At 70.7% G+C, this 24,794-nt stretch carries 15 protein-coding genes; 11 read left to right on the forward strand and 4 right to left on the reverse strand.

Going from position 1 to position 24,794, the window contains the following annotated elements; genetic code table 11:
* Positions 1–95: 95 nt before the first annotated feature.
* Entirely contained in the window at positions 96–1,493 is a 1,398-nt protein-coding gene (locus tag WME73_RS08090) for an AAA family ATPase (protein WP_437744912.1), read from the forward strand.
* Positions 1,490–2,284 carry a hypothetical protein gene (locus WME73_RS08095; protein ID WP_437915314.1) on the forward strand — a complete coding sequence of 265 codons (795 nt, stop codon included), beginning with the start codon at positions 1,490–1,492 and terminating at the stop codon, positions 2,282–2,284. The genes WME73_RS08090 and WME73_RS08095 overlap by 4 nt, the downstream gene beginning before the upstream one ends.
* 3 nt (positions 2,285–2,287) lie before the next feature.
* Here WME73_RS08095 and WME73_RS08100 read toward each other — a convergent pair whose 3' ends face one another.
* Positions 2,288–7,228 carry a sigma 54-interacting transcriptional regulator gene (locus WME73_RS08100; protein WP_437915315.1) on the reverse strand — a complete coding sequence of 1,647 codons (4,941 nt, stop codon included), beginning with the start codon at positions 7,226–7,228 and terminating at the stop codon, positions 2,288–2,290.
* A 98-nt stretch (positions 7,229–7,326) separates the two neighbouring features.
* Here WME73_RS08100 and WME73_RS08105 point away from each other — a divergent pair, with 98 nt between their 5' ends.
* The 3 genes from WME73_RS08105 (at position 7,327) to WME73_RS08115 (ending at position 11,197) form a co-directional block, all read left to right on the forward strand.
* On the forward strand, positions 7,327–8,028 hold the full coding sequence (locus tag WME73_RS08105) for a hypothetical protein (protein WP_437744915.1): 702 nt from the start codon (positions 7,327–7,329) through the stop codon (positions 8,026–8,028).
* 96 nt (positions 8,029–8,124) lie between these two features.
* Positions 8,125–8,817, forward strand: coding sequence for a hypothetical protein (locus WME73_RS08110; protein WP_437744916.1), 693 nt, complete (start codon positions 8,125–8,127; stop codon positions 8,815–8,817).
* 229 nt (positions 8,818–9,046) lie between these two features.
* Positions 9,047–11,197, forward strand: a complete 2,151-nt coding sequence (locus tag WME73_RS08115) for a substrate-binding domain-containing protein (RefSeq protein WP_437915317.1) — start codon at positions 9,047–9,049, stop codon at positions 11,195–11,197.
* A gap of 29 nt (positions 11,198–11,226) precedes the next feature.
* Here the strand turns inward: WME73_RS08115 and WME73_RS08120 are convergent, their stop codons facing one another.
* The 3 genes from WME73_RS08120 to nrfH form a co-directional block, all read right to left on the reverse strand.
* The gene (locus tag WME73_RS08120) at positions 11,227–12,552 is read right to left on the reverse strand and encodes a M28 family metallopeptidase (protein WP_437915318.1); all 1,326 of its coding nucleotides are present in this window, start codon (positions 12,550–12,552) and stop codon (positions 11,227–11,229) included.
* A 277-nt stretch (positions 12,553–12,829) separates the two neighbouring features.
* The gene (locus WME73_RS08125) at positions 12,830–14,257 is read right to left on the reverse strand and encodes an ammonia-forming cytochrome c nitrite reductase subunit c552 (RefSeq protein WP_437744919.1); all 1,428 of its coding nucleotides are present in this window, start codon (positions 14,255–14,257) and stop codon (positions 12,830–12,832) included.
* A 30-nt stretch (positions 14,258–14,287) separates the two neighbouring features.
* Positions 14,288–14,806 carry a cytochrome c nitrite reductase small subunit gene (gene nrfH, locus WME73_RS08130; protein ID WP_437915319.1) on the reverse strand — a complete coding sequence of 173 codons (519 nt, stop codon included), beginning with the start codon at positions 14,804–14,806 and terminating at the stop codon, positions 14,288–14,290.
* Positions 14,807–15,115: 309 nt separating this feature from the next.
* On the opposite strand from nrfH, the gene WME73_RS08135 reads away from it, so the two are divergent.
* The 6 genes from WME73_RS08135 (at position 15,116) to WME73_RS08160 (ending at position 24,765) form a co-directional block, all read left to right on the forward strand.
* Complete coding sequence (locus WME73_RS08135; RefSeq protein WP_437915320.1) at positions 15,116–15,994, forward strand: phytanoyl-CoA dioxygenase family protein; 879 nt, start codon at positions 15,116–15,118, stop codon at positions 15,992–15,994.
* A gap of 56 nt (positions 15,995–16,050) precedes the next feature.
* Positions 16,051–17,295: an MFS transporter gene (locus tag WME73_RS08140; RefSeq protein WP_437915321.1), complete on the forward strand. Its 1,245-nt coding sequence runs from the start codon at positions 16,051–16,053 to the stop codon at positions 17,293–17,295.
* Between the two features lie 529 nt (positions 17,296–17,824).
* On the forward strand, positions 17,825–20,140 hold the full coding sequence (locus WME73_RS08145; protein WP_437915322.1) for a family 2 encapsulin nanocompartment cargo protein terpene cyclase: 2,316 nt from the start codon (positions 17,825–17,827) through the stop codon (positions 20,138–20,140).
* Between the two features lie 21 nt (positions 20,141–20,161).
* Complete coding sequence (locus WME73_RS08150; RefSeq protein ID WP_437744924.1) at positions 20,162–21,568, forward strand: family 2B encapsulin nanocompartment shell protein; 1,407 nt, start codon at positions 20,162–20,164, stop codon at positions 21,566–21,568.
* A gap of 96 nt (positions 21,569–21,664) precedes the next feature.
* Entirely contained in the window at positions 21,665–23,065 is a 1,401-nt protein-coding gene (locus tag WME73_RS08155; protein ID WP_437744925.1) for a family 2B encapsulin nanocompartment shell protein, read from the forward strand.
* A gap of 14 nt (positions 23,066–23,079) precedes the next feature.
* Positions 23,080–24,765: a mechanosensitive ion channel family protein gene (locus tag WME73_RS08160; protein WP_437915323.1), complete on the forward strand. Its 1,686-nt coding sequence runs from the start codon at positions 23,080–23,082 to the stop codon at positions 24,763–24,765.
* Positions 24,766–24,794 lie beyond the last annotated feature (29 nt).

Genomic DNA, 24,794 nt, shown 5'->3' on the forward strand with positions numbered 1-24,794 from the left:
CGCGCAGGCGGAGCTACCAGGACCCCCTGGCTCCCCGGGCATGCCCTCCCGGCCGGGCTTGCCCTGGCCGGGTTGATGGGCGATAGGGAGGCGAGATGACGACGAGGAAGGCAGCGGCGGGCGGGGCCAAGCGCCGGGTCGCGCGGAAGCTGGGGCCGAGCAAGGGCGCCCGTGGCGTCTACTTCTTATCGCTCACGCTGGAGAACGTGCGCTGCTTCGGGCCGGCGCAGACGCTCGACCTGTCGAACGGCGAGGGGAAGCCGCGGCAGTGGACCGTGATCCTGGGGAACAACGGGGTCGGGAAGACGACGCTGTTGAAGGCGCTCGTCGCCAGCCGGCCGGTGTTGGCTGACGAAGCGCCCGAGTACGTTATCTGTCACATCATTTCGCCATCGAAGTTTCTCATCAACAATGAAGAACTGCTACGTTCCTCGGCACGAACTGCAATCCTCGAGAGCCGTATTTCGTTCGGCGGCTTGATCTCTGCACCTGAATCCAAGTTTCGCGCGGAGACACTGCGTGCCAAGGTCGAACATTTCCGAGGTCGTGGCAATATCGCGAAGCGGGTCGAGTTGGCCGATCTGTTCTGTGTTGCCTACGGAGCCTCCCGTCGCATGGGCGCGAGCGCCTTGACGGATCCCCGTGACGACGATCCGATCGCCACCCTCTTCCACGATCACGTGCCCCTGCGCAACGCCGAGGAGTGGCTCCTCCAGGCCGACTACGCCGCGAACAAGCCCTCGCCGCACCAGGCGCAGGCTCGCGCCCGCCGGGACGCGGTCCGGTCGATGCTCATCGAGCTGCTGCCCGAGGTCGAGGACATCCAGATCCTCGCCGATCTGGACGATAACCCTGCACGCCCCCGCCCCGGTATCCTGCTCGATACGCCCTATGGCCGGGTGCCCCTCCAGGGCCTGAGCCTCGGCTACAAGACCCTGCTCGCGTGGATGGTCGACTTCGCCAGCCGCCTCTACGAGCGTTACCCCGACAGCGAGAACCCCCTCGCGGAACCGGCGGTGGTCCTCGTCGACGAGATCGATCTGCACCTGCATCCGGCCTGGCAGCGGAAGCTGCTCAGCTATCTCTCGGAGCGCTTCCCCAACGTCCAGTTCATCGTCACCGCGCACAGCCCGCTCGTGGTCCAGGCGGCGGAGAACGCCAACATCGTCGTCCTGCGTCGTGAGGGCGACCACGTGGTCATCGACAACAGCGGCGCGGCGGTCCGAAACTGGCGTGTCGACCAGATCCTGACCAGCGACCTGTTCGGGCTGCCGAGCGCGCGGCCGCCTGTGCTCGACGCGCTCCTCGCCGAACGCCGGGAGATCCTGATCAAGCCCCGCCTCTCGACGGCGGATCGACGCGCGCTCGAGCGCGTCGAGCGAGAGATCGGCGAGCTGCCGACCGGCGAGACGCCCGAGCAGATGGAGGCCATGGACATCATCCAGCAGGCAGCGCGCTCGCTGAAGAAGGCCGGTGGCGGCGCGTCCAGATGATCCGGGTCAAGAAGCCGGAGCAGGCGCCCAGGAAGCTGCGAGACAAGGCGCCCGCGGCGCGCGCGGCCGTCTGCGCTTCGTACCGCGGCGCGCGCGCGTCGATCCAGCGCGGCGCGGCCACGCTCGACTTCGAGGTTGCCGTCTATGCCCACCCCGCCGTGAAGACGGCGCTGGAGACGGCTCACCACGGCAAGTGCTGCTACTGCGAGTCGAAGGTGAAGCACGTCGCTCACGGGGACGTGGAGCATTATCGGCCCAAGGCCGCGGTGCAGCAGGCGCGGACGGCGCCCGTCGAGCGCCCGGGGTACTACTGGCTGGCGTACGCGTGGGACAATCTCCTCTTCTCGTGCGTGCTCTGCAACGAGAAGCACAAGAGGAACCTGTTCCCGTTGCGTGATCCCCGGAAGCGCGCCCGCTCGGCGCGCGCCAAGCTGGCCGCGGAGGCGCCGCTCCTCGTTCATCCCGCGCAGGAGGATCCCGAGCAGAGCATCGGCTTTCGCGACGAGTACGCCTATGCCATCGAGGGGGATCCGCGCGCCGAAGCCACGATCGACGAGGTGCTGCAGCTCAACGAGCGGCCATCTCTCCTGGAGCGCAGGCGCGATCACCTCGCGAGAATCCGCCTCATGCAGGTGATCGCGGGCCAGCCAGAGGTCGATCCTGCCGTGCGGGCGCAGGCCCGCGCGTGGCTCGATCGCAGCGTCGCGGACGACGCCGAGTACGCGGCCATGAGTCGAGCCGCGCTCCGCTCGCCCTCACCTCGCCGCGACGCCTCCCAGCTTGCGCGCTGACCCTCACTCCTTCCGCAAGAGCCCATAGCGGGCGAGCTTCCGGTACAGCGTCATCCTCGGGATCCCGAGGCTCCTCGACACCTCGCTCACGTTCCAGCGGGAGAGCTCGAGCGCGGCGCGGATCCGCTCCTCCTCGGCGCCCTGGTGCTCGGCGCGCGACCGGCCCCGCGGCGCGGGCGCCGCCGCCGGCAGCTGGATGTCGGCGGCGCCGATCTCCGGGCCCGGCGAGAGCACGCACGCGCGCGAGAGCACGTTCTCGAGCTGCCTCACGTTGCCGGGCCAGCCATACGACGAGAGCCGCCGGAGCGCGCCCCGGGACAGCCGGAACGCCGGGCGGCCCTGGCGCGCCGCGAGCTTCTCGACGATCGCCTGCGCGATCGCCGGGATGTCGTCCGGCCGGTCGCGCAGCGGCGGCAAGCGGATCTCGATGACGCTGACCCGGTAGTAGAGGTCCTCGCGAAAGCGCCCCCGGGCGACCTCCTCCCGCAGATCCCGGTTCGTCGCGCAGACGACCCGCACGTCGGCCACCGAGACGCTCCGGTCCGACCCCACCGGGCGGATCGAGCGCTCCTGGAGCGCGCGGAGCAGCTTCACCTGCACGCCGAGCGGCACCTCCCCGAGCTCGTCGAGGAACAGCGTCCCGCCCCGCGCCGAGACGAACAGCCCGCCGTGATCGCGGACCGCGCCGGTGAACGCGCCCTTCACGTGGCCGAAGAGCTCCGACTCGAGCAGCGCCTCGGGCAGCGCGGCGCAGTTGACCGCCACGAACGGCCCGTCCCGCCGGGGCCCGCCCGCGTGGATCGCGCGCGCGACGAGCTCCTTGCCGGTGCCGCTCTCGCCGGTCACCGTCACGGTCACGTCGCTCTCCGCGACGCGCTCGCAGAGCGCGAGCACCGCGCGCATCGGCGCGCTCCTCCCGGCGATCTCCGGGAAGTCGCGGCGCGCGTCCGCCCGGGTCCGCTCGAGCTCGTGCGAGAGCCGCTCGATCTCGTCGGCCTGCGAGCGCATGAGCTCCGCGACCCGCCGCTGCTCCTCCTCCAGGGCCCGCGTGCGGTCCCGGAGCTCGGCCATCAACCTGCCGTTGTGCAGCGCGACCGCGATCTGGTCCGCGAACGCGCCGAGCAGATCCGCGTCGCCCTCCGCGAACTTGCCGCGCTGGAACCGGTTGTCGAGGTAGACGGCGCCGAGCACCGCGCCGTGCGCGCGGATCGGCACGCACACGATCGACCGGAGCCGCAGGCCGTGCACGGACGCGTTCCCGTGGAACCGCTCGTCGGCCAGCGCGTCGACCGTGAGCACCGCCTCCCCGCGCTCGACCACCCGCTTCGCGATCCCGTGGCTGAACTTGAGCTGGCTCTTGCCGACGCGCTCGCGATCGAGGTTCCGCGCGACAGCGACCTCGAGCCTGCCCTTCGCGTGGCCTCCCGGTTCCGGCGACGGCGACGCGAGAATCACGAACCCCCGCTCGGCGCCGGTCAGCTCGATGGCCGCGTCCATGGCGAGGCGGAGCACCTCCTCCGCGTCGAGCGTCGAGCTCAGGCGCCGGTTCACCTCGAGCAGCTTCAGCACGAGCTCCATGCGGGCCCCCGGCGGCGCGGGCCCGCCGCGGAGCGCGGCCCGCCGGGGGTGCCGCCAGAAGACCTCGGCGAGCTCGGCGGGGAGCGTGCTCCCGATGCGCTCCCAGCACTCGAGCGCGGCCGTGCGGTGCCGCTCCGCCAGCGCCGCCGCCGACCGGAGGCGGAGCACCTCGGCGGACACCTCCTCGTGCTTCGCGTGGAGCTCGAGCTGCGAGACCCTCGCCACGAGGCCCGCGCCCCGCTGCACCTCCGCGAGGGCCGCGCCCGTGTCGCCGCGGGCCAGCGCGAGCTCCGCGCCCGCCGTCGCGTGGCGCAGCGCGAGGTCCGCCGCGTCGGCCTCCCGGAGCAGCGCCGCGGCCTCGGCCAGCCGCGCGCCCGCCGCGGCCCTGTCCCGCGCCGCGAGCGCGACCTCCGCTGCGTGGATCACCGCCTCGCACGCCTCGCGCTTCGAGCCGCGCGCCGCGTGGCCGGCGCGGGCCTCCTCGAGCAGCCGCGCCGCCTCGCCGAGCGCGCCGCGCGCGGCGGCGATCTCCGCCGCGAGCCCGAGCGCCGCCACGGCGATCTCCTCGGGGGCCCTCGGGCCCTCGGGCGCTCGCATCCGCGCGACGGCGAGCTCGGCGCGCTCGAGCAGGCCGACGTCCGCGTGGATCTTGGCGAGGTTGAAGCGCAGGGTCGCCTCGGTCCGCTCCTTGGCGAAGGCGATCGCCGCCCGGAGCCCGCGCTCGTAGCAGCGCAGCGCCGCGCCCCAGTCGCCGAGCTGGTGCCTCGCCGTCCCCAGGTTGAGCGCGGCCGTCGCGAGCAGGTCGCCGAGGCCCTCGGCCTCGGCCAGGTCGAGCGCCTCCTGGAACCCGCGCGCCGCCAGGGCCGCGTCGCCGGCGCGGTAGGCGTGGAGCGCGTGGTAGCTGAGCGTGCGGGCGCGGGCGCGGGGCGAGCCCGACGCCGGCCGCAGCGCGACGGCGCGCGCCAGGCTCTGGAGCGCCCCGGCCTGGTCGCTCAGGTACCCGAGCGCGAGGCCCAGCGTCTCGGCCAGCTCCGCGGCGGCCTCGCGCGCCTCGCCGCTCGCGGGCGCGCCCTCGACCTCGCGTGATCCGACCGCCGCGAGCGCCCCCTCCGCCTCGCGCCGGGCCTCGTCGTAGCGGCCGAGGCGCAGCAGGCAGCGCGCGGAGAGGCTCGCGAGCCGCCCGCCCCAGGGCCCGGGCGAGAGGGCCCGCGCGCGCCCGAGCTGCCAGAGCGCCCGCTCGACCTTGCCGAGCTTCTCGTAGCAGCGCGCCGCCCGGTACGAGAGCTCCGCGCCGACGTCGGCGGGCGGCCCCGCGCGCCTCGCCCGCGCGAGCAGCGAGAGCGCGCGCCGCGGGTCGCCGGCCGCCTCGATCGCGGACGCCGCGGCCACGAGCGTCCGCGGCGCCGGCAGGACCTCGCAGGCGGCGTCCGCCGCGCGCACCCAGGCGCGCGGCGCCCACTCGAGCATCGGCCCGGACGCGGCGAGCGCCCGCCGCGCCGCCTCGTGGTCGCCCGCGAGCACGAGCGCCCTCGCCCGGTCCGCCGCGCGCTGGCTGCGGAGCGCCGGGCCGAGGGCCGCCTCGTCTGCGCCGGCGAGCTGGGCCGCCATCGCGGCCGCGATCTCGCGCACGACGCCCGCGTCGAGCCAGGGCAGGAGCGCCCTGGCTTGCCCGGGCTGGCCGAGGCGGAACCCCTCGCCGTCGAGCCGCGCGAGCCCCGCGGCCTCGAGCGCGTCGAGCGCCGCGCGCCCCACGCCGAGCGCGGCGGCGGCCTCGGGCCCGAGCGGGTCCGCGACCGCGAGCGCCGCGAGGGCGCGCGCCTCGCCGCGGTCGAGCGCCGCCACGCGCCGCCGCCAGAGCTCCGGGGTGCCCGTCGTGTGGACGAACCTGTCGAGCTCCGCCTCGCTCAGGCTGCGCTGCGCCAGCGCGGCGCAGAGCTCCTTGAGCGCGCGCGGTCGGCCGCCGCTCGCGCGCAGGAGGTCCGACGTGCGCGCCGCCGTGGCGAGGGGCGCGGTCCAGACCCGGACCGCGTCCTCGCCGAGCGGGCCCAGCGGCAGCTCGACGACCGCGCCGCCGCCCACGTCGAGCCGCTCCGCGGAGGCGATCAGCCAGAGGACGGCGTCGGTCGGCTCGGTCGATCGCACGAGCGCCTCGAGCAGCGCCCGGTCGTGCGCGCCCAGCCTGTGGGCGTCGTCGATCGCGAGCACGCGCGGCCGGCGCGGCGCGGGCAATCCGTACGGATCCCGCACATCGCGCGAATCCCCCGGGCCGCGCGCCGCCTCGCCCTCGCGCCCGCGCGCCCCCGCGAGCTCGCCGCGGGCCCCGAGCAGCGCGTCGACGCCGGCCGGGAGCTTCGCGCCGCCGAGCGCCCGGACCAGCAGCGCGCGCAGCGGATCGTCGCCGCGGGGCGCGCCCTCGACGACCTGCGCGCGGAGCTGCGCGCGCCACTTGAGCTCGCGGAACAGCCGCGATTTGCCCGCGCCTTCCTCGCCCGTGACGATCACCGCGCGCGGCCCGCGCTCGCCGCGGAGCAGCGCCTCGAGCGCCGCGCCGAACGCCTCGACCTCGCGCTCCCGGCCGACGATCTCGCCCGGCTCGCTCACGACGGCGGGCGCGCGCCGCGGCAGGCCGCCGGCGGAGAGGGCCTCGAGGACCTCCTCGACCCCGGAGGGGCGGCTCGCCGGATCCTCGGCGGTGAGCCGCTCGGCGAGGCGGCGAACGGCGGCGGGCGGCGCCCCGGAGAGGAGCGGGAACAGGGCCTCGAGCGTCCGCCCCACCGCGAAGAGATCGGAGCGCGCGCTCGGCGGGGCCCCCCGGAGGAGCTCTGGCGCGAAGAACCGCGCCGTCCCCGAGAGGTCCCCCGCGTCCGCGCGCATCCTCCGCGCCGCGCTGAGGTCGATGAGCACGCCCGCGCCGTCGTCCCGCACGAGGACGTTCTCGGGCTTGAAGTCGCCGTGGACGATGCCGGCGCCGTGGAGCCACCCGAGCGCGTCGAGCGCGTCGAGCAGGACGGGCAGGGCAGCGCGGAAGGCGCGCCCCCGCGCGTGCTCGGCCAGCGTCCGGCCGCGGATGAGCTCCGTCGTGGCATACGTGAGCGGCCGGCCCGGCGCGCCGCCGGACGTCGTCCGGGCGAAGTCGTACGCCCGCGGGAGGCGCGGGTGAGCGCAGGCCGAGAGCAGCGAGAACTCCCGCCGGAACGCCTCGAGCGCGCCCGCGGAGCCGAAGCTCAGCGATTTCATCGCGACGTCGCGATCGAAGAGCCGGTCGCGCGCCTCGTAGACCGAGGCGAGCCCGCCGCGCCCGAGCGCGCGCACGACCTCGTAGCGGCCATCGACCACGGCCCCTGGCGCAATGCCGTGGTGTACCATCGGTACAATATGGTACAGAATGGTACAAAAGGGGGCCGCGATCTCCGCGGAAAGCAGCGGATCGCATTGGCGCGACTCTTGAACAGAGGGGCGGCGTGATGCGCTGGCTTGCGGTCCTTCTCGTCGCTTGCGCCGCCGGGTGCGGGGTGAACCCCATCCCGGAGCCGCCCTTCGAGCGACCGCCGGCGCTCGCCGGCGACGTCGTCGGCGCGGTGTGCGACGAGTGCGACGGCGCCCCGCTAAAGCTCACCGGCGCGCCCGGGAGCGTGACCGACGCCGACGTGGTCTGGGCGGTGAACCTCGACGGGACCGCGCCCCCGGTCGTCGCGCCTGTCGCGGGCGACGGCAGCTTCGCGCTCGACATCGACGGCCTCCGCGGGAACGAGCTGCGCCTCCAGGCGCGGCGCGGCGCGCTGCGCTCCGAGCCGGCGGACCTCATCGCCGGGGCCGGCGCCCTCGAGCCGTCGCCTCGCCCGCTCGCGGACTGCTTCGAGGTCGAGCGCGAGCTCGCCCTGCCCGAGGCGGCCGCCGGCGCGACGTCCAGCAGCGCCGTCGCGCTCGCGCACGCCTGCGGCGCGCCGCTCGCGATCGACAGGATCGCGCTGCGCGCCCCGGCGCCCGAGTACAGCCTCGAGGGAACGGCGGCTCCCGTCGTCCTCGAGGCGGGGAGCGCCGGAGAGCTCCGCGTGGTGTACCGGCCGACCGGCGCCGCCGCGCGCGAGGAAGTGGCGCTGATCGAGGTGTCTTCACCGGAGGTCTTCCGGCGGGCGGTGACGCTCTTCGTGCCCGGCGCTCCCTGAGTCGATTCCAGCTCTCTGCTCCTCCGGGAGGCTCGAGACGGGCCTCGAGGGGGAGGTGCATCTCCCAACCCACACGAGAAAGATACGGAGACCAACATGCGAGTCTGTGCCTTGTTGCTTCTTGCGGCCTCTTCGATCGTCGGACTGCTCGGCTGTGACCCTCCCACGGGCGGCGGCGGCGGGGCGTGCCCGGATCCGAGCGATCCGGGCGTCCACTACGTCTCTCAAGATCCGGACGAGTGCGCGCTCATCGACTTCGTCTGCGCGGAGGGACAGCGGCTGATGACCGAGCCCGGGTGCGGCTGCGGCTGCATCGACGAGGAGCCGCCCCCCGCGTGCCCGGATCCGAGCGATCCGGGCGTCCACTACGTCTCTCAAGATCCGGACGAGTGCGCGCTCATCGACTTCGTCTGCGCGGAGGGACAGCGGCTGATGACCCAACCAGGGTGCGGCTGCGGCTGCATCGACGGGGAGCCCACGTGCCCGAACGAGGGCGATCCAGGCGTCCGTTACGTCTCTCACGATCCGAACGAGTGCGCCCGCATCGACTTCGATTGCTCACCGCCCGAGAAGCTCTTCTCCAGCGAGTGCGGCTGTGGCTGCGTCGGCCCCGCGCCGGAGACCTGCCCTGACGCCGCGGATCCGGACGTCCGCTACGTCTCTCACGATCCGGAGTACTGCCACCTCGTCGACTTCATCTGCGCGCCGGGAGAGGAGCAATTCTCCGACGCGTGCGGCTGCGGCTGCGTCGGCCCGGCGCTCCCCGTCGGGCGCGCTCAAGGCAACTGACCGCGCCCGCGGTCTGCCGCCCTGAGAAAGGTGCTCGCCCGGCCGTCCTGCGCGGCCGGCGCCGCGCGTGAACCTCGGCGGAAGCAGCCGCTCAGGATTGTTTACATGCGCGCACCCATCGCATCACACAGGATCGAGCGGCGGCTGGCCCACGCGCGAAGTTCTTGAGTCGTTTCAGCGAGGACGGTGATAGGCTCGCCCGGGGGATGAGGGGGCGAACGCGACCGGGATGAAGACTGGGCCTGTCGATCAGCGCACATCGAAGGTGATCGGCGTCGCGTCGGTCTTCCTCGACAATTCCTTCAACGCCACGGCCTTTCGAGGCATGCACCGCGCCGCGCGAGCCCGGGGCTACGAGCTCCTCCTCATCTACGCGACGCCTCGGCGCGTCTTCGAGCGCGGCGTGGCGCTTCGCCAGGTGGCCGGCTGGATCGCGATGTACAACATCGACGGCCTGGAGGAGCTGCTCTCCGATGGGAAGCCGGGTGTCATCTTCTGCGCGCCCCCGCTCGGGACGCGCTGCCCGGTCGTCCGTGCGGAGAACCACGATTCGATTCACGTGCTCGTCGATCACCTCATCCGGCTCGGACATCGTCGGATCGCTTACATCGGCATGACGGGGTCGGACGATTTCCACGAGCGGGGCAGGGCATTCGATCAGGCGATGCGCGCGCGCGGGCTCGAGGCCGACCTCAACCTGCTCTCCGAGTTTCACGAGTGTGCGATCTTGTATACCGAGCAGCGCTTCCACGAGCTGCTCGCGCGCAATGGCAAGTTCTGTACCGCGCTCGTGGCGGGCAACGACGAGATGGCGATTGGCGCCATCAACGCGATCCGGGCAAACGGCTACCGCGTGCCCGAGGACATCGCCGTGGTGGGGTTCGACGACATCAACGCCGCCCAGCACTGCGATCCGCCGCTCACCACGGTTCGGCAGGACCCGGCGCTCCTCGGGAGCACGGCCGTCGAGCGGCTCATCGACTTGCTCGACGGCCTCCCCCCTCGTGAGCCCGTGACCCGCGGCCCGACCGAGCTGGTGGTGCGTCGCTCGTGCGGAAGCGGCCACGCCGCGTGGAACGCCGCGCCGGTCGCGCCAGCGATCGAGGCGCCGGAGGGCGGCTGGCAGCACGCGCTTTCCCGGCAGATGAGCCTCCTCCTGGATGGGTCGGGGCGCTCGCCGTCCGGCGACGCGCCCCTCGGCTGGCCCGAGGCGGAGGTGATCGCGCAGGGCCTCGGCGCGGCGCTCGCCGGGGAGGAGCCGCTGGACGTGGGGACGCTCCAGCGCGCTTTCGCCGCCGGGGTCACGCAAAACGACAAGATCGAGGTCCTGCTCGCGGTGGTGAAGCTCGTCGAGCAGACCGCCGCGCGGCGGCTCGCCGGCGCGCCGGAGCCGGAGGCCGCGCGCCGGCTGGAGACGTTCCTCGACCGCGTGCGGCTCGCGCAGCAGCGGGCCCTCGCTGCGTGGGAGCGGCGGAACGTGAGGAGCCTCGAGCGGCTGGTCCGCGCCAAGGTGCACATGAGCAGGCTCCTCGCCTCGAAGCACGCCTGGACCGAGGAGCGCCTGGAGTGGCTGGCGCAGACCTCCGTCGGCGTCGGGTGCGTCGCGCTCTGGGCGGATGCGTCGGGCTCGGCCGAGCCGGAGTTCCTCGTCCACTCCGTGTACCCGAGCGATACGGCCTTGACCGCGCTCGTGGGGCACCGTTATCCGGCCCCCCACTTTCCGCCGCCCGCCCTGCGCGCGGCTGCCTTGCCGGACGAGCCGGGCGGCTATCTCCTGCTGATCCCGCTCGTGAGCGCGACGCGCGACTGGGGGACTCTGGTGCTGGGAGGGCTGCACCTGGAGAGCTTCGTGGACAACCTCCATCCGCTGGCCATGTGGGTGTCGCTCCTGATCGCCGCGTTCGAGCACCATGACATGGAGGCCACGCTGCACGCGGAGCGCGACATGCTGGCGGCCGCCTACGAGCGCGAGCGCGCGCTGGCGAGCACGGTGCGGGAGCTCGGCTGTCCCGTCATCCCGCTGCTGCCCGGGGTTCTGCTCGTCTCGCTGATAGGCGCGATCGACGCCACGAGGGCGCAGCAGATCATGGAGGCCGCGCTCTCTGGCGTCGCGCGCGAGGGGGCGCGGTGGGTGCTGCTCGACGTCACCGGCGTGCCGTATGTCGACGAGGCGATCGCGGCGGCGCTGGTGCAGACGGCGCAGGCGACCCGGCTGCTCGGCGCGCGCGTGAGCCTCGTCGGCGTCGGGCCCAGGATGGCGCAGGGCATGGTCGGCCTCGGGATCGAGCTGCACGACATCTCGATCTTCCAGTCGCTGGCCGCCGCCATCAGCGAGCTGACCAGGCCAGAGAAGAAGACGAAGGCGAGGCGGGCAGAGTAGCGCCGCAGGGCGCGCCGAGATCGCTCGAATCACTTCATCAGGAGCTTCATCGCCGCGCGCCCGGCGGCCTCGGTCAGCCGCCGCATGTAGTCCCAGTTGAGCTGATCGACGCGGTCGCAGCGCTGGTGGTAACAGGGGTTGCCGTCGTCGCCGAAGAAGTCCTGCGATATGGCCACGGCCGGCGCCCCGTAGCGCCAGAACGCCGAGTGATCGCTGCGGTTCGTGCAGGCGTCCACCCGGGTCAGCCCGAGCTCGCCGTGCGACGCGGCCTCCTCGACCAGCGCGGCCAGATCGGACGACGTGTTCTCGTTGCAGTGGATGACGTGATAGTGCCCGTCGTCGTTGGAGTCGTAGCCTGTCATCTCCAGATCCAGGACGCCGACCACCTGATCCATCTGCCCGTTCCGGTAGAGCTTGCTCGCGTAGGCCCGTGAGCCGAGGAGGCCGTCCTCCTCTTGATCGAAGGCGACGACGCGGAGCCCGATGCTCAGCTTCGCGTCCTTCAGCGCGCGGGCGATGGCGAGCGACGACACGATGCCTGAGCCGTCGTCGTCGGCGCCGGCGTTGCTCATGGAGTCGTAGTGCGCCGAGAGGATGAGGACGCGCGACGGATCGGCGCCGGGCCTGTCCGCCGTCAGGTTGACGCCCCGGCTCCAGCCGCTCTGATAGGCGTGCTCCTCGACGGTGAACCCGATCGCCTCGAATTGCTGGCGCATCCAGCCGCGGGCGAGCGCGCGTCCGTCCTCGGAGCCGCGCTCGCGGATGACCGTCGAGCGGCCGCCGACGGTCACGGGCGCGGCGCCGGAGAGCTCCTTGAGCCGCGCCTCGAGGAACGCGGCGTCGATGTGGAGCTCGGGCAGCTCGGCGGCGTCGCCGTCGAGCCGCGCGCGCGTCCCGGCCGGAGCGCGGGTCCCCTGTGCTGCCGGAGCGCGCGACAGGGCCACCTCGTGCGCCCCGATCGGCTCCGCGTGAAGGCGGTGCGAGCCGAGCCAGTCATGGGGGTCGCGGCCCGTCGGGACGGCGACGGCGGCGATCCCGCCGACGCGCGCGCGCTCGCCCGGGAGCGCCGCGCTGGGCAGCGGCCCCTCCACGAGGTAGAGCGAGGCCCCGCGCTCTTCTCTCAGAGTGACGCTCTGCCAGGCGTCATCGACGCTGGCGCGGGTCACGACGACCTGGCCAGTCTCTGTCGCGAGCCGGTTCAGGAACGTGCTGACCGTATCCTTGCCCACGTGCGAAACGTGGATCTCTCCGGCCGCCGGCGCGCCCGGATCTCCGGACGCGCACGACGTCGAGACGAGCGCGAAGGCGGCACACAGCGCGGCGACGGCGCTCGAACGATTGCGGCAGGTTGTCATGGCGTCTTCCCCTTTCGGCGACACCGTACGGATCTCAAACGAATTATCCAAGCACTATCTCGCGATGAGTCGAGCTTTGGATCGAGCCGCGTCAAATGCAATGAGGGACACATGACCGCTCCACCGGAGCTCTGAAGTCATGGTCCAGCTCGTCAGTCCGTGAGCGATGACGAGGCCGCTCGGCCTGTTCGCGCAGACGGGCGTCCCGCTGTCCGGCGCTCCAATCTTCGCGCCGCGTTCTCCTATATCCCAACGTTTACGTTCACATTGGTTCGGGTTACTCTTCGGGCGGGGTTCCGTCTCGCAGCGAGAGCTGCCCTCGCCGGCAGGTATCGATGGCGGACGCGAGGATGCGCATCGCCTCCTGCGGCGCGTGGAAGCCGGACGAGTTCTCCGCCTCGGCGAAGTCGACGAAGAACTGACATTTTCGCTGCGCCGCGCGCGGCCCCGCGAGCGCCTCTTCGGCCATCCCGGCCTCCTTCGCACGGCGGATGTCGCTGATGAGCGCGGTCACCGCGTCCATCGCCCGGTTGCGCGCCTCGAAATGGCGCGACTGGATCGTCTCCACGCGCTGCCGGAGCTCGTCCTCGGGCCACTTGTGGCACGTCTGGCACGCGCGGTTCACGTTGAGGAGCGGGCTCTGCACGTGGTGATCGCTGATCTTCGTCGCGCCGACCCGCTGGTACGGCATGTGGCAGTCGGCGCAGGCCACGCCGGAGCGCGCGTGGACGCCCTGATTCCACATCTCGAACTCCGGGTGCTGCGCCTTCAGCACCTTCGCGCCCGACTCCGCGTGCGTCCAGTCCGAGTGGCCGCTCTCCTCGTAGTAGGCGTAGATCTCGTCGACCTTGAGGCCCTTCGCCCACGGGTATACGAGCCGCTTCTCCGGGCCCTTGAAGTAGTACTCCACGTGGCACTGGCCGCAGACGTACGAGCGCATCTCCTGGCGCGTGGCCATCGTGTTGACGTCGTAATCGGCCTCACCCATCGACGCCTTGAGCGCGCGGATCCCCTCGATGAACCCCGGCCGCGTCACCCGGAGCTGCATCGACTCCGGGTCATGGCAATCGATGCACGAGACCGGGTGCGTCACCAGCTTGCGCGCCTCGGGGAAGGGCATCTGGTTCATCGCCTCCCACCCGCGCATCAGGTCGCCGCCGCCGAGCTTCTTGTACGGCACGTACACGGACGCATGGCAGTGAATGCAGGTGCCCGGCTGCTTCGCCGCGATCTGCCGCTCGGTGTACACCTGATCCTCGAGCATGTGGGCGTGCCCGCGCTCCTCCCGGAAGTCGCGCGCGAAGGCGTAGCCGGCCCACATCGTCTTCAGCCGCCCGTCCTCCTCGAGCTTCGATTGCGCGACCACGCTGCGCGGATCGGCGTCCGTCGGCGTGCGCGGCACCGCCTCGCTCCCGCCGAAGCGCGTGCGCTTCTGGTCGACCGTGCGCCGGTAGCCGTCGTACTGGAGGGGGAAGTTCTTCCCCCAGACGGCCGGGTCGTCTATCGTGTCGTCAAGCTCGACGACGCGATAGAACGGGCTCTTCGCCTCCTGCTTGTGCTCGAAGATGTTCACCAGCAGCGCGGCGATCCCGGCGGTCGCCGCCGCCGCGGCGAGCGCCGCGAGCGGCAGGTAGCGCCAGCGCGCCGGCCGCTTGCCGGTGCGCTCGCTCTTCTGCGTGGATCCTTCGTCCTTCGGCTCCGTCATCGATTCCATCCCTCGTGCAGCGGGCGCCCCTCAGTGCAGGTGGCCCACCGATTCATGGCAGCGCACGCACGAGAGCCTCGCGGCGCCGTGGTGCTCGCTGTCGATCGCATCCACGACGTCGCCGTGGCACCCGCGACAGGCCTCCTCCGTGATGCGTAGATTGCTGGGCTTGATCCGGATCGGGTCCGGGAAGCGGCCCGAGGTGAAGGCGAACGAGTGCCAGAACCCGTTCGACGCCTTCGTGGTATATTTCCCCAGGAACGTGTGCGGCGCGTGACAGTCGTTGCACCCTGCCACGGCCCGGTGGCTGGAGCGCTGCCACCCGGCGAACTGCTCGTTCATGATGTGGCAGTTGGCGCACGCCGACGGATCGCTCCCCAGGTACGAGGCCCCCTTCGCATAAACGAAGGTGTACCCGCCGAGCCCGGCGGCCACGCCGAGCGCGACGCAGAGCGCGAGGAGCAAGGCCCCCGTGGAGCCGCGCCCGCCGCGCGCTCGCTCGCGCGCCGGCGGCTCCGGCGGTTCATCTCGCCGTTGCCCTTCCGTCATGGAATCTTGCTCGTGGGTCATCTATCGCCGGACCGGTTCATCGACTCTCGATCCTCGACCCGCCGCTTTGCAAAGCAGGTGCCGCTACGTCTCGGCCGGAGCGACGTCGGCCGGAGCGACGATCGACGGCCCGGCGGCGGGGACGAGCCCACTCGGCGCGAAGGGCGACCGCGGGACGCCTTGCGGCCCGGCCCACGCGGCCGCAAGGCGTGCGCAGCGGTGCAGATTCCGCGCTGGCCGGCGCGCTCCCTGCGGCCGCTGTTCCCGCCGCGGCCCGTCTGCGCTAGGGAGCTGGCCAGGAGACGTCACGTGACCGCCCCGCGCGACACGCAGCCAGCCGCCGCCACGCCCGCGAGCGCCGGCCTGCCTCCGGCGAACCACCGTATCCGGCTGCCGGATTTCGAGCTCGGCGGCGCGCTCACGGCCGAGCAGCGGGGCTTCCTCGACGAGCACGGGTTCATCCGCTTCCGCGGGTTCGAAGGTCGCGGCGCGGTGCGCTCGCTCGTCGAGGAGGTCGAGGCCGTGGACCGGCGGCTCGTCGGGGAGGGCAGGACGCACATCAACGGCGTCCCGCTCCTCTTCGGCACGCGGAAGGACGGCTCCCGTTACATCCAGCGCATGGTGTTCGCGTCGCTCTTCGGCGAGCGCCTCCGCGCCTTCCTGCGCGACCCTCGCTTCGGCGCCATCCTCGATGTGGCCGGGCCGGGGTACCGGATCGGCGCGCGGGAGCGCGACGGGCTCGTGATCAACCATTACCGCAACGAGGAGGGGTCGACGCACCGGCGCCTCGGCTGGCACACCGACAGCCTGCGCGACCTCTTCTATCTCGAGAAGCCGCGCCGTTACCTGAACGTCGGCTTCTATCTCGACGACTCGCCCCTCTCGAAGGGCGGCGTGCGGCTGATCCCGTCCTCTCACCGACAAGGCCTCTTCGAGATGATGACCCGCAAGGCCTATTTCCTCGACCACCGGCCCGATCCGGACGAGTTCGCGCTCGAGGCCGCGGCGGGGGACCTCACGATCCACGACGGCCGCATCTGGCACCGCGTCGCGCAGGCCACGGCCACGGGCGACGCCAGCCAGCGGCGCGTGATGTACCTGCCGCTCATGAGCGGACCGCTCAAAGAGAAGCACGAGGGCAGCCCCACGCCCCTCTATTTCCGGCTGAAGCGGCTCGCAGGGTACTGAGCGCCTCGAACGGCGTTATCGCGTCTACGAGCGCCCGCTCGGAAGGAACAGGTGATATGACGACAGCTGCCCCGCACCAGAAGACGCCGTTCACGCCGTACCAGCGGCGGCTGTTCTGGTTCCTGAGCGTGGCCTCGTTCTTCGAGGGCTACGACTTCCTGGCGCTCACGCAGATATTGCCCAACTTCGGCGCGCAGATGGGCCTCTTGCCCCGCCACGAGGGGCTCCTCGTCGGGGTCATCAACTCGGGCACGATGATCGCGTATCTCCTCGTGCGCAAGGCCGACCAGTGGGGGCGGCGGCGGGTGCTCTCGGTCACCATCGCGGGGTACACGATCTTCTCCGTGCTGACGGCGTTCTCGCCGAACGTCTATGTCTTTGCCGTCTTGCAGCTCCTCGCGCGTATCTTCCTCCTCGGGGAGTGGGCGGTCAGCATGGTGTATGCGGCCGAGGAGTACCCGAGCGATCGGCGCGGGATGGTGATCGGCGTCATCCAGGCCTTCTCGAGCCTCGGATCCATCGTGTGCGCGGGCGTCGTGCCGCTGCTCCTCGCGACGCCGTACGGGTGGCGCAGCGTGTACCTCGTCGGCGGCATCCCGCTCGTGCTCATCGCGGTCGCGCGGCGCGGCCTGCGCGAGACAGCGCGGTTCGAGCAGGCGGCGGCCGAGCGGGCGGGGGAGGGGACGCCGCCGCTCACGCGCATCCTGCGCACGCCGCACCGCGGGCGGATGCTGCAGCTCGCCTTGATCTGGGGGCTCACGTACGTTTGCACCCAGAACGCGGTGACGTTCTGGAAGACGTTCGCGCTCCGGGAGCGCGGGCTCAGCGACGCCGAGGTGGGCGGCAGCATCACGTTCGCCGCGCTCGTCTCGATGCCGCTCATCTTCGCCTCGGGCAAGCTGCTCGACGTGGTGGGCCGCCGCAGGGGCGCGGTGATCATCTATGTGCTTGCTGCCGCCGGCGTGCTCGGCGCTTACTCGCTGGGCTCGCGGGGCGGGCTCACGGCCGCGCTGGTCTTCGCCATCTTCGGCGCGAGCGGGGTGCTCCCCGTGCTGAACGCCTACATGACCGAGCTCTTCCCCACGCACCTCCGGAGCGACGCGATCGCCTGGTCGAACAACCTGCTCGGCCGGATCGGCTACATGCTCTCTCCGATCGCCGTCGGCTTCGCCGCGGAGGAGATCGGCTGGGGACCGGCGGTGTCCGCGACGGCGCTCTTCCCGCTGGTCGCGCTCGCGCTCATCCTGTGGCTCCTCCCGGAGACGCGCGGCAAGGAGCTCGAGGAGACGGCGCGGGTATAGCCCAGCTTCGTGTGTCAGAAATCCGGCCAAGGATTGCCGACACGCTACAAGACGTCAAGAAGACCACAAAAATCTTGGCGTCTTGTGGCGTCTTGGCGGTCTCCAGCATCCTGGTAGGCTGGGGTAAGCACCACACCACCGGGCGGTGAGCGCGAACGAGCGGGCTGAAATGTGGTTGCTGTCGGAGGCTCACAGGCTGCCGAGCCGACCCGGCTGGTGAGCGTGACATGACTGAGCCCGCCCGCGAGGCTCAAGCGGTTGCCGCGGCGCCCGAGCGGTTCCGCACCAAGCAACAGGTGTCGAGTTCCTGCGGTCTGGAGCTCGTCATCAATTAATTTGGTGGGAGCGCTGGGCTGGTCTAGATCCGCCCCGTCCGAACGATCCCGATCGGTCTGTACGGAAGAGCCCTATCAACGCGTCGTCGCACGTCTGCGTGCGAGCGGCCGAGGTGCGTCCGGAATGCAGACCGCCAAGACATTCAGGTCGCCACGTCGCCCCTATCGACGTCGCGCGCGAGAAGTCAGCGAATATGCAACCTTTCACGCTGCCCGACTTCTACATGCCGCATCCGGCGCGCCTCAATCCGCACCTCGAAGGTGCTCGCGCGCATACCAAGGCCTGGTCCTACGAGATGGGTATCCTGGAGGAGAACCCGCAGGGAAAACCCATCTGGACCGAGCGCGACCTCGACGCGCACGACTACGCGCTGCTCTGCGCGTACACCCACCCCGACGCGCCCGCGCCCGAGCTCAATCTGATCACGGATTGGTATGTCTGGGTGTTCTTCTTCGACGACCATTTCCTCGAGATTTACAAGCGCACCAAGGACATGCGCGGCGCCAAGGCGTACCTCGACCGCCTGCCGCTCTTCATGCCCGTCGTGCCCACGGGGACGCCGCCGGAGCCGACGAACGTGGTCGAGCGCGCGCTCGCGGACCTCTGGGCGCGGACCGTCCCGCTCACCTCGGTGCACTGGCGCGAGCGCTTCCTCGAGGCGACGAAGAACCTGATGCTCGAATGTATGTGGGAGCTCGCCAATATCCAGGAGAACCGCGTCGCGAACCCGGTCGAATACATCGAGATGCGCCGCAAGGTCGGCGGCGCGCCCTGGTCCGCGGGCCTCGTCGAGATCGCCGTGGGCGCCGAGGTCCCGGCCGCCGTCGCCGCGACGCGCCCCCTCGAGGTCCTGCGCGACACGTTCGCGGACGGCGTCCACCTGCGCAATGACCTGTTCTCGTACCAGCGGGAGGTCGAGGACGAAGGGGAAAACGCCAACTGCGTGCTCGTCCTCGAGCGTTTCCTCGGCGTGCCCACGCAAAAGGCGGCCGATCTGACGAACGAGATCCTGACGTCGCGGCTCCAGCAATTCGAGAACACGGCGCTCGTCGAGGTGCCGGCGCTCTGCGTGGAGCACGGGCTGACGCCGGCGCAAGCCGTCGACGTCGCCAGGTACGTGAAGGGGCTGCAGGATTGGCAGTCTGGCGGCCACGAATGGCACATGCGGTCGAGCCGCTACATGAACGAAAACGCGGACAAATCAGCGGGCGTCCCCGATTTCCCCGGGACGCCGACGGGGCTCGGCACCTCGGCGTTCCGGATCAGGCTCACGCCCGCCGCCCTGGGTTTGCAGCGGATCAAGACCCTCACCCACGCCCCGTTCCGGCCTGTGGGCAGGACGCCGCTCCCGAAGATCTACATGCCGTTCAAGCTCCGCTTGAGCCCGCATCTGGCCGCAGCGCGCCGGAGCACCGTCGAGTGGGCCCGAAAGTTCGCGATGCTCGACGTGGTGCCGGGCGTCTTCGGGTCCGGGATCTGGGACGAGCGCAGGCTCATCGGCTTCGATTTCCCCATCTGCGCCGCGGGCATTCACCCGGACGCGTCCCCGCACGAGCTCGACCTGACCTCGGCCTGGCTGACGTGGGGGACGTACGGCGACGATTATTTCCCGCTCGTGTTCGGCGCGGCGCGGGACATGGCGGGCGCGAAGCGGTTCAACTCCCGGCTCTCGATGTTCATGCCCCTCGACTGCGCGGGCGCCCCGGTGCCCGAGAACCCGGTGGAGAGCGGCCTGCTGGATCTCTGGATCCGTACGGCTTCCCCCATGTCGATGAATTCGCGGCAATGGCTCCGCCGCAGCGTCGAGACCATGACCGGGAGCTGGCTCTGGGAGCTCCTGAACCAGACCCAGAACCGGATCCCGGATCCGGTCGATTACGTCGAGATGCGCCGCAAGACGTTCGGCGCCGATCTCACGATGAGCCTGTCCAAGCTCACGCTCGGCGATGTGGTCCCGGACGCGGTCTTCCGGACGCGGACGATGCGAGGGCTCGACAACACAACGGCCGACGTGGGCGGGTGGATCAACGATCTCTACTCGTACCGCAAGGAGATCGAGTTCGAGGGCGAGCTCAGCAACCTCGTGCTGGTCGCCGAGCGGTTCCTCGAATGCGACGCGCAGCGGGCCAAGGAGGTCGTCAATGACCTGCTCACGGCGCGCGTGCTGGAGTTCGAGCACATCGTCGCGACCGAGCTGCCCCGCATCCTCGACGAATTCGACCTCGACAAGGCGGCCCGCGAGGCCGTGCTCGGATACGTCGAGAAGCAGCGATTGTACATGGCTGGCGTCCTCAACTGGCACGTCGTGACGAGCCGGTACGTGGACGCGGAGCTCGAGCGCCAGCCGATCGAACGGGCGATCGATGGCGCGCGTGGGTTTGGCGCCTCTGCGGCGCGTATCAGCAGCTTCTTCGGCGCCGGAAGAGCCGGCGCCGCGGCTCCTGCTGCGAAGGCGGATCTTTCAATGGGTACGGCGCGGTCCGTGCCGGTGAAGCAGGGGCGGCCCTAGCCGTCCGGGAAAGAGGGACTCATGTCTATCACAGGTAATCTGGGTTCGATCGATCAGCACCAGACCAGCCTCGCGACGGCGGCCGCGAGGCAGCTCGCGACGACGACCAAGTCGGCGCCGCAGATGCAGGGCATCTCGTCGCGGTGGCTGGTCAAGCTCCTGCCGTGGGTGCACGTCAACGGCGTGTACCGCGTGAACCGCCGCCTGAGCTATGCGGTGGGCGACGGGCGGGTGACGTTCACGAACACCGGCGCGAAGATCCAGGTCATCCCGCAGGAGCTCTGCGAGCTGCCGCTCCTCCGCGGTTACGATGACGTCGAGGTCCTCACCGCGCTGGCGAACCGCTTCGTGCAGCGTGAATACAAGCCCGGCGACGTCATCACCGAGCGCGGCAAGGAGGCCGATCACATCTGCCTCATCGCGCACGGCAAGGTCAACAAGATCGGCGCGGGCAAGTACGGCGATGAGACGGTCCTCGCGGTCCTCGCGGACGGCGACCATTACAGCTACCAGGCGCTCCTGGAGGCGCAGGATTACTGGACGTTCACGGCCAAGGCCGTCACGACGGTCACGGTGCTGACGCTCCAGCAGAACGCCTTCGAGGAGCTCGTCGCCCAGCACCCGTCGCTGAAGAAGCACCTCGACAGCTTCAAGGCGCTCGCCGCGAAGAAGCAGGACAACACGGGCGAGGCGGCGATCGAGATCGCGGCGGGCCACTCCGGCGAGCCCGTCCTCCCCGGCACGTTCGTCGATTACGAGACCTCGCCCCGCGAGTACGAGCTCAGCGTGGCGCAGACCGTGCTCCACATCCACACGCGCGTCGCGGATCTGTTCAACGAGCCGATGAACCAGACGGAGCAGCAGCTGCGCCTGACCATCGAGGCCCTGAAGGAGACCCAGGAGCACGAGCTCATCAACAACCGCGAGTTCGGCCTCCTGCACAACGCCGACCTGAAGCAGCGCATCCACACCCACAGCGGCCCTCCGACGCCGGACGACATGGACGAGCTCCTCGCCACGGTCTGGAGGGAGCCGTCGTTCTTCCTCGCGCCCCCGCGGGCCATCGCGGCGTTCGGCCAGGAGTGCAGCCGCGTCGGCGTCTATCCGCAGAGCATCGAGGTGAACGGCCACCGCGTCCCGGCGTGGCGCGGCGTGCCGATCTTCCCGTGCAACAAGATCCCGGTCTCGGAGACGCGGACGACCTCGATCCTGCTCGTGCGCGCGGGCGAGAAGAACCAGGGCGTCATCGGCCTGCACCACGCCGGCATTCCGGACGAGGTCGAGCCGAGCCTCAACGTGCGCTTCATGGGGATCAACGACAAGGCCATCATGTCGTACCTCGTCAGCCTCTATTACTCGACGGCCGTGCTGGTCCCCGACGCGCTCGGCGTCCTGGAGAGCGTCGAGATCGGACGCGCCCACGAATGAACCTCGAGCGGTAGCCGCCCCGCGTGTGCCCCGTGCAGGCGCGGGGCACACGCGGAGCGCTCTGCTCTCCGAAGCGCGCAGAAGGAAAGGTACATCATGGCAAACGCCGAAATACCTGGGATCGGGAACGATGTAGAGCGTTCGAGCCTCGGGACACCGGGGGCGCGAAAGCTCGCGACGACGACCAAGTCGCATCCGCAGATGCAGGGGATCACGTCCCGGTGGCTCTTGCGGGTCTTGCCCTGGATCGAGGTCACGGGCGGCACGTATCGCGTGAACCGCCGCCTGAGTTATGCCGTCGGCGACGGGCGGTTGAGCTTCGGCAACGTCGGGGCGAAGGTGCAGGTGATCCCGCAGGAGCTCTGCGAATTACCGCTCTTGCAAGGCTTCTCGGACGACGCCGTGCTCGACACCCTGGCGAGCCGGTTCATCCAGCGAGAGTACAAGCCCGGCGCGCTGATCGCCGAGCGCGGAAGACCCGCGGAGACGATCTTCCTGCTCGCGCACGGAAAGGCCCAGAAGCTCGGCGTAGGCAAGTACGGCGCCGACACGATCCTCGACGTCCTCGCGGACGGGGACCATTTCGGGGATCAGTCCGTCATCGAATCGAACGACGTATGGACCTATTCGGTCAGGGCCGTCACGCCGTGCATCGTGCTCGAGCTCCCGCAGCGCGTCTTCGAGGAGCTGATCTCGCGATCCCCGGCGCTCCACGCGCACGTCGAGTCGCTCAAGGAGCGGCTGAAGAAGCCGCAGGACAAGCTCGGACAGGCGGCGATCGCCCTCACCGCCGGTCACAAGGGCGAGCGCGCGCTCCCGGGGACGTTCGTCGATTACGAGACCGCGCCGCGTGAATACGAGCTCAGCGTCGCGCAGGCGATCCTCCGGCTCCACACGCGTGTCTCGGATCTCTTCAATGATCCGATGGATCAGCTCCAGGAGCAGCTCCGCCTGACCGTCCAGGCCCTGCGCGAGCGGCAGGAGCACGAGCTCATCAACAACCGTGACTTCGGCCTCCTGCACAACGCCGACCTGAAGCAGCGCCTCCATCCCCGGAGCGGCCCCCCGACGCCCGACGACATGGACGAGATCCTCTGCCGGCGCCGCAAGTCGCAGTTCTTCCTGGCGCACCCGCGCACGATCGCCGCCTTCCACCGGGAGTGCAGTCGCCGGGGCATCTACCCGACCACCGTCGAGCTCTCCGGCACGCAGGTCGCGGCGTGGCGCGGCGTCCCGATCCTGCCTTGCGACAAGATCCCCATCAACGAGGACAAGACGAGCTCCATCCTCGTCATGCGCACGGGGCAGGAGCATCAGGGCGTCATCGGCCTCCGCCGCACGGGCCTCCCCGAGGAGATCGAGCCCGGTGTCTCGGCCCGCAGGATGGAGACCGACGGAAAGGCCATTACCTCGTACCTCGTGAGCACCTATTACTCCGCCGCGGTGCTGGTGCCCGACGCGCTCGGCGTCCTTGAGAACGTCCAGATCGGGCGGTAGTCTCCACGGCACCGATGACTCTGCATCTCGACCTGCTCCTCCACAACCTCGTCGCGCTGTGCATCGCGATCGTGGCGCTCCTCCTCCTCTCGGAGCTCGTGGTCAGGCTCATCCATCGGGGCTACGCCTTCGCCTTGCGCTCGCCGGCGCTGGAGCACGTCACGGCCGACGAGCGCAAGTCGTTCCGGCGTCGCGTCCGTCGCCGCGTGCTCGTCTGGGTCGCGCTCGTCGGCGCCGTGCTCATGGGCGGCGCGGCGTTCGCCGTGGTTCGCGGAATTCGCGCCCTCGACGTGGTGAAGAGCGCGCTCGTCGGGCTCGCGGGAGACGATCCCGCGATCGCCAGGATGCGGTTGCTGAGCGCGCTCGGGATCGCCGTCGGCGCGCTCTTCGTCGACGCCCTCGCCCGGGGGCTCGCCGACGCGCTGGGAAAGGCGGTCGCGCGCTCGGACTGGCTGGAGAAGCGGCGCGAGCCGGTCGCAGAGGTCACGATACGCCTGCGCAAGGCGCTCCGCGTGGTCGTCCTCGGCGCCGCCGCGGTCCTCCTCACCGAGAAGCTCGCGCTCGCGCCGGGGACCCAGCGCGCCGTATTGCTCGCCAGCTACACGCTGGGCGCGTTTTACGTGAGCCGCCTCGCGACGGGGATCGGATACCTCCTCCTCGATGTCCTCTTCGACAACTCCACGAGGCTCGCCCGTCTCGAGAGCCCTCTCAGGTACCTCGGGAACCTGTCGCACCTGCTCGGGATCACGAAGCGCGTCGTCGATTATTGCGTGTACATCACGGCGGCGACGTGGGTCGCCGACGCGCTCACGCCCGACACGTGGCTCTCGCAGGCGGGGCGGGTCGGGCTCCGGATCATCGCGATCGTCTATGCGAGCCGGGTCCTCGTCGAGATCTGCGTGCTCCTCATCAACGACCTCTTCCTCGGGAAGGTGGCGGAGGAGAACCCCCAGACGCTCCAGCAACGAAAGACCCTGGTCCCCGTGGCCATGGGCTTCGTGCGGTACGCGATCTACTTCTCGGCTCTCGTGATGGGGCTACGCGAGGCTTCCATCGATCCCACGCCGCTGCTCGCCGGCGCCGGCGTCATCGGCGTGGCCATCGGCTTCGGCGCGCAGACGTTCGTGGGGGACATCGTGGCCGGCTTCTTCATCCTCTTCGAGAACCTGCTCCTCGTCGGGGATCTCGTGGAGATCGGCGGCATCCAGGGGCGCGTCGAGGAGATCGGCGTTCGTATCACGAAGATCCGCGACGAGATCGGCGTGCTCCATTCGATCCCGAATGGCGAGGTGCGCAAGGTCGCGAACCATTCGCGATCCTACGTGAACGCGGTGGTCGACGTGCACGTGCCTTACGAGGAGGACGTGCAGCGGGTGCGTGAGCTCCTCGCGAGGGTCGCCGAAAAAGAGGTCGAGCTGCAGACGGGCGCTCCGGGGCAGGTGGACGTCGGCGTGGAGGAGCTCAACGAGGGTTCGATCGTCCTGCGTATCAGCGCGCGCGTGCCGCCCGGCAAGAACAAGGAAGTGAACGATGCGCTGCGCGGCCGCGTCGTCGAGGAGCTTTGCAAAGCGCAGGTCAGCGCGCCGCGCCCGCGTCGAGCCGTCCTCATCGACAGCCAGCTCTCCGTCAAGAACCCGCCCAGGCGAGAGATCGAGGAATCCGCGCCCGTCATGCCTTTCTCGCCCACGAACGACGACTGACGAGCGGCTCGCCTCGCGGCCGTGCTCAG

The organism is Sorangium sp. So ce302 (assembly GCF_051530145.1).
In the GTDB taxonomy this organism is placed as follows: Bacteria; Myxococcota_A; Polyangia; order Polyangiales; family Polyangiaceae; genus Sorangium; species Sorangium cellulosum_B.

Bases quoted from the DNA above. Each gene is read 5' to 3' on its own strand.
- WME73_RS08090 (WP_437744912.1), top strand. From the start codon at position 96: ATGACGACGAGGAAGGCAGCGGCGGGCGGGGCCAAGCGCCGGGTCGCG.
- WME73_RS08095 (WP_437915314.1), top strand. From the start codon at position 1,490: ATGATCCGGGTCAAGAAGCCGGAGCAGGCGCCCAGGAAGCTGCGAGAC.
- WME73_RS08100 (WP_437915315.1), bottom strand. From the start codon at position 7,228: ATGGTACACCACGGCATTGCGCCAGGGGCCGTGGTCGATGGCCGCTAC.
- WME73_RS08105 (WP_437744915.1), top strand. From the start codon at position 7,327: ATGCGCTGGCTTGCGGTCCTTCTCGTCGCTTGCGCCGCCGGGTGCGGG.
- WME73_RS08110 (WP_437744916.1), top strand. From the start codon at position 8,125: ATGCGAGTCTGTGCCTTGTTGCTTCTTGCGGCCTCTTCGATCGTCGGA.
- WME73_RS08115 (WP_437915317.1), top strand. From the start codon at position 9,047: ATGAAGACTGGGCCTGTCGATCAGCGCACATCGAAGGTGATCGGCGTC.
- WME73_RS08120 (WP_437915318.1), bottom strand. From the start codon at position 12,552: ATGACAACCTGCCGCAATCGTTCGAGCGCCGTCGCCGCGCTGTGTGCC.
- WME73_RS08125 (WP_437744919.1), bottom strand. From the start codon at position 14,257: ATGACGGAGCCGAAGGACGAAGGATCCACGCAGAAGAGCGAGCGCACC.
- nrfH (WP_437915319.1), bottom strand. From the start codon at position 14,806: ATGACGGAAGGGCAACGGCGAGATGAACCGCCGGAGCCGCCGGCGCGC.
- WME73_RS08140 (WP_437915321.1), top strand. From the start codon at position 16,051: ATGACGACAGCTGCCCCGCACCAGAAGACGCCGTTCACGCCGTACCAG.
- WME73_RS08145 (WP_437915322.1), top strand. From the start codon at position 17,825: ATGCAACCTTTCACGCTGCCCGACTTCTACATGCCGCATCCGGCGCGC.
- WME73_RS08150 (WP_437744924.1), top strand. From the start codon at position 20,162: ATGTCTATCACAGGTAATCTGGGTTCGATCGATCAGCACCAGACCAGC.
- WME73_RS08155 (WP_437744925.1), top strand. From the start codon at position 21,665: ATGGCAAACGCCGAAATACCTGGGATCGGGAACGATGTAGAGCGTTCG.
- WME73_RS08160 (WP_437915323.1), top strand. From the start codon at position 23,080: ATGACTCTGCATCTCGACCTGCTCCTCCACAACCTCGTCGCGCTGTGC.